Source organism: Boseongicola sp. (genome assembly GCF_057460485.1).
Genome location: NZ_JBVCWP010000361.1, coordinates 1 through 3507, shown reverse-complemented (window position 1 = coordinate 3507; position 3507 = coordinate 1). Strand labels below are relative to the sequence as shown.

Sequence of the window (3507 nt, the reverse complement as noted above, 5' to 3'; positions counted from 1 at the left end):
TTCAGGACGGTTTCGTCGTTGCGTGTCAGCGTCCAGTCAACGCGACCAATGACGTTGTAGCGGCTGATGGACCCGTCGGGGAGGACGCCGAGTTGTTCTTCTTCGATGGCAATGTCGGCCCCCAAGATGAGGTCGGGGGCCGCAGCGATGCCAAGGCGGCTTTCAAGGCGGCGCGAAAGCGCGCGCCCCTCTTCGTCGGAGGGTGGCAGAACGTCGATGCGACCCGACAGGCTTTCCGCGCGACCCCCGGGCCCGTAGACGGGCTCAAAGCCGCAAGCGGCAAAAAGTGTCGCACCGCCAAGGAGTACGGCACGGCGGCTTAGTGATCTGGTTGGTTTATACCACAACATTAACAATGCGCCCCGGCACGACGATCAGCTTTTTCGGCTGACCTCCGGCCAGCGCTTTCACGACAGCATCGTCGGCAAGCGCCCGCTTTTCAACCTCTGCCTTGTCCATGTCTTTCGCAACGGTGATTTCCGAGCGGCGCTTGCCGTTGATCTGGATCGGCATGGTGACTGTATCCTCAATCAGAAGGCTTTCATCGGCGATGGGCCAGGGCGCGTTTGCGATAAGGCCTGTTCCGCCGAGCATGGCCCAGACTTCTTCCGCGAGGTGCGGGGTGAAGGGAGACATGAGTTGCGCAAGCGTCTTGGCAGCGTCGCGTTTGGCGGACGTTGATGCTTTGGATTTTTGCAGGGCATTGGTGAAGGTATAAAGCTTTGCGATGGCTGCATTAAAACCGAAGGTATCGACGCCCATTGTAACGTCGTGGATGGCTTTGTGCGTGGCGCGTTGGAGGTCTTTGTCTTCGGCGGTGTTTCCGGCATCTTCGCCTGCGACGGCGATCTCGCAGGAGAGGCGATGAACGCGGGCGAGGTGTTTGGCGGAAGCTTCGGCACCCGAAGCGGTCCATTCGACGTCACGCTCGGGCGGACTATCGCTTAGAACGAACCAGCGGGCGGTATCGGCACCATATTGGTCGATGATTGCGACCGGGTCGACGACGTTGTTTTTGGATTTCGACATTTTGGCGGAGGGGATAATCTCGACCTCGGTGCCGTCAGCGAGGAAACCTTTGCCGTCGCGGAGGTCTACGTCCTCTGGGTAATGATAGACAGGGCGGCCGTCCTGGGTCCCCTTGGTCTGATAAATCGCGTGGGTTACCATGCCTTGTGTAAACAGCGCATCGAAGGGCTCGATGGCACTTGCGGGCAGGTGGCCGCAGATGTGCATCGCGCGGGCAAAAAAGCGGGAATAAAGGAGGTGCAAGATCGCGTGCTCGATGCCGCCGATGTATTGATCGACGTTCATCCAGTAGGCGGCGTCTTCCATGACCGTCGGCGTGGTGGCGCGGGGTGCTGTGAAACGGGCAAAGTACCAGCTTGAGTCCACAAACGTGTCCATCGTGTCGGTTTCTCGGTTTGCCGGTTTGCCGCAGGACGGGCAAGCCGTGTCGCGCCATGTGGGGTGGCGGTCAAGAGGATTTCCGGGAATGTCGAAGGTGACGTCTTCGGGAAGTTCTACCGGCAGGTTCTCTTTCTTTTCGGGCACGACGCCGCAATCGTCGCAGTGGACGACGGGGATCGGGCAGCCCCAGTAGCGCTGGCGCGACAGGCCCCAGTCGCGCAGGCGGAAGTTTGTGACGCCTTTGCCCCAGCCTTGGGATTCCGCGAAGTCGATTGTTATGTTGACGGCGTCTTCGCCAGTGGCCACGTCGAGGCCCGCGAAATGGTTGATCCATTTGACGCTGTCGGTTTTGGGTGGAACGAAAGCTTCGCCTTCGACCGGAGCGGGGTTTTCGAGCGACAGGAAGGTGTCGATCACCGGCAAGTCGTACTTGCGGCAGAAATCAAGATCGCGCTGGTCGTGGGCCGGGCAGGCGAAGATCGCGCCGGTGCCGTAGTCCATCAGGATGAAGTTGGCGATCCAGACGGGGAGTTCCCAGTCGGGATTCAGCGGGTGTTTGACGGTGAGGCCGGTGTCCAGTCCGAGCTTTTCTGCTTTGTCCATTGCCTCCGCGGTTGTGCCGCCTTTGGCGACCTCTGTGCGGAAGGCGGCTATGGCGGGGTTTGTTTCTGCCAGTTCGCGCGCCAGCGGATGATCGGCCGATATGCCAACGAAGGACGCCCCCATCAGAGTATCGGGGCGTGTGGTGTAGACCTCGATCGCCTCGCCGCCGTCTGTACGCTCAAACGCAAACTGCAGGCCGCGCGATTTACCAATCCAGTTGGACTGCATCAGCTTTACTTTGGCGGGCCAGTTATCAAGGTCGTCGATGGCGTCGAGTAATTCCTCGGAGAAATCGCTGATTTTGAAGAACCACTGTGTGAGCTCACGGCGCACGACGTCGGCGCCTGATCTCCAGCCTTTTCCGTCGATGACCTGTTCGTTGGCCAGCACAGTCATATCGACCGGGTCCCAGTTCACGGTGGCGTTCTTGCGGTAGACCAGCCCTTTTTCCATGAAGTCGATGAACATGGATTGCTGTTGGCCGTAGTATTCCGGGTCGCAGGTGGCGAACATGCGCGACCAATCAAGGCCGAAGCCCAGCGGCTTCATCTGTTCGACCATCGTGTCGATGTTCTCGTAGGTCCATGTTTTCGGGTGGCCGCCGATGGCCATGGCGGCGTTTTCGGCAGGCATGCCGAAGGCGTCAAAGCCCATCGGGTGCAGGACGTTGTGACCCGTCGACAGCTTATACCGCGCGATCACGTCGCCCATTGTATAGTTACGCACATGTCCGATGTGGATGCGGCCCGACGGATAGGGGAACATCTCAAGGACGTAGTATTTCGGTTTGTCGCCCTCTTTGGTCGCGACAAAGGTTCCGGCGTCTTCCCAGGCCTTCTGCCATTTTGGTTCAATGGTCTTGGTGTCGTAAGGGGGCATGGGTGTCGTCTTTCGAGAAAATGAAAAGGCCGGGTGCAGTGACCCGGCCAGCGTCTTAGTCGGGCGGATGAATAAGGTCTATAGGTTGATGTCGCGGATGCGCAGTTGTCTCGCACGGGTCAGGATCGCGTCCTCCACAGCGCGCACGGTTGCCGTGGGTGCGGGGCCCGCGCGCGTGGCGAGAGCAAGGTTCAGTGAGCGAGCCTCAAGGGCCGGATCGCGCACAAAAACCGTGGCGCGGTAGGCTGTGCCGCCACCTGGAGGTGTGCCGAAGCCGGTAACAATGACGCCAGTAAAGGGGTCGGCTGATTGGATCGGTAGGAAATCGAGCACGTCGAATGTGGCGTTCCAGATGTACTTGTTTACCTCGATTGTGACGTTAGGGTCATCCACATTTGCGAAGAGGTCCCAGATCGTTCCTTCAGGTTCTTCTTCTCGAAGCGATTCGGGCGTTACGGTGTCTCCGTTGAAAACATTGCTGAAGGCCCCACAGCCGGACAGCAAAACCGCGATCGCAAGCGGCGCCAGCGCCCTGCTTGCGACAATTCGTGCCAATGCCCGCATATGTCTGTTCCTTCTTAAGATTTAGGGCATGATTAGCCGAGGAATCCCTGT

At 59.2% G+C, this 3507-nt stretch carries 2 protein-coding genes and 1 pseudogene; all 3 read right to left on the bottom strand.

Annotated features, from left to right (window positions below):
• Positions 1 to 350: pseudogene (locus tag AC221Y_RS22010) on the bottom strand (LPS assembly lipoprotein LptE); the annotation flags it as partial.
• The gene (gene leuS, locus AC221Y_RS22005; protein WP_486708447.1) at positions 337 to 2892 is read right to left on the bottom strand and encodes a leucine--tRNA ligase; all 2556 of its coding nucleotides are present in this window, start codon (positions 2890 to 2892) and stop codon (positions 337 to 339) included. The pseudogene AC221Y_RS22010 and the gene leuS, both read right to left, overlap by 14 nt.
• 78 nt (positions 2893 to 2970) lie before the next feature.
• On the bottom strand, positions 2971 to 3456 hold the full coding sequence (locus AC221Y_RS22000) for a DUF3576 domain-containing protein (protein ID WP_486708446.1): 486 nt from the start codon (positions 3454 to 3456) through the stop codon (positions 2971 to 2973).
• Positions 3457 to 3507 lie beyond the last annotated feature (51 nt).

Coding starts and splice junctions, on each gene's coding strand:
- leuS (WP_486708447.1), bottom strand. CDS start 2,892: ATGCCCCCTTACGACACCAAGACCATTGAACCAAAATGGCAGAAGGCC.
- AC221Y_RS22000 (WP_486708446.1), bottom strand. CDS start 3,456: ATGCGGGCATTGGCACGAATTGTCGCAAGCAGGGCGCTGGCGCCGCTT.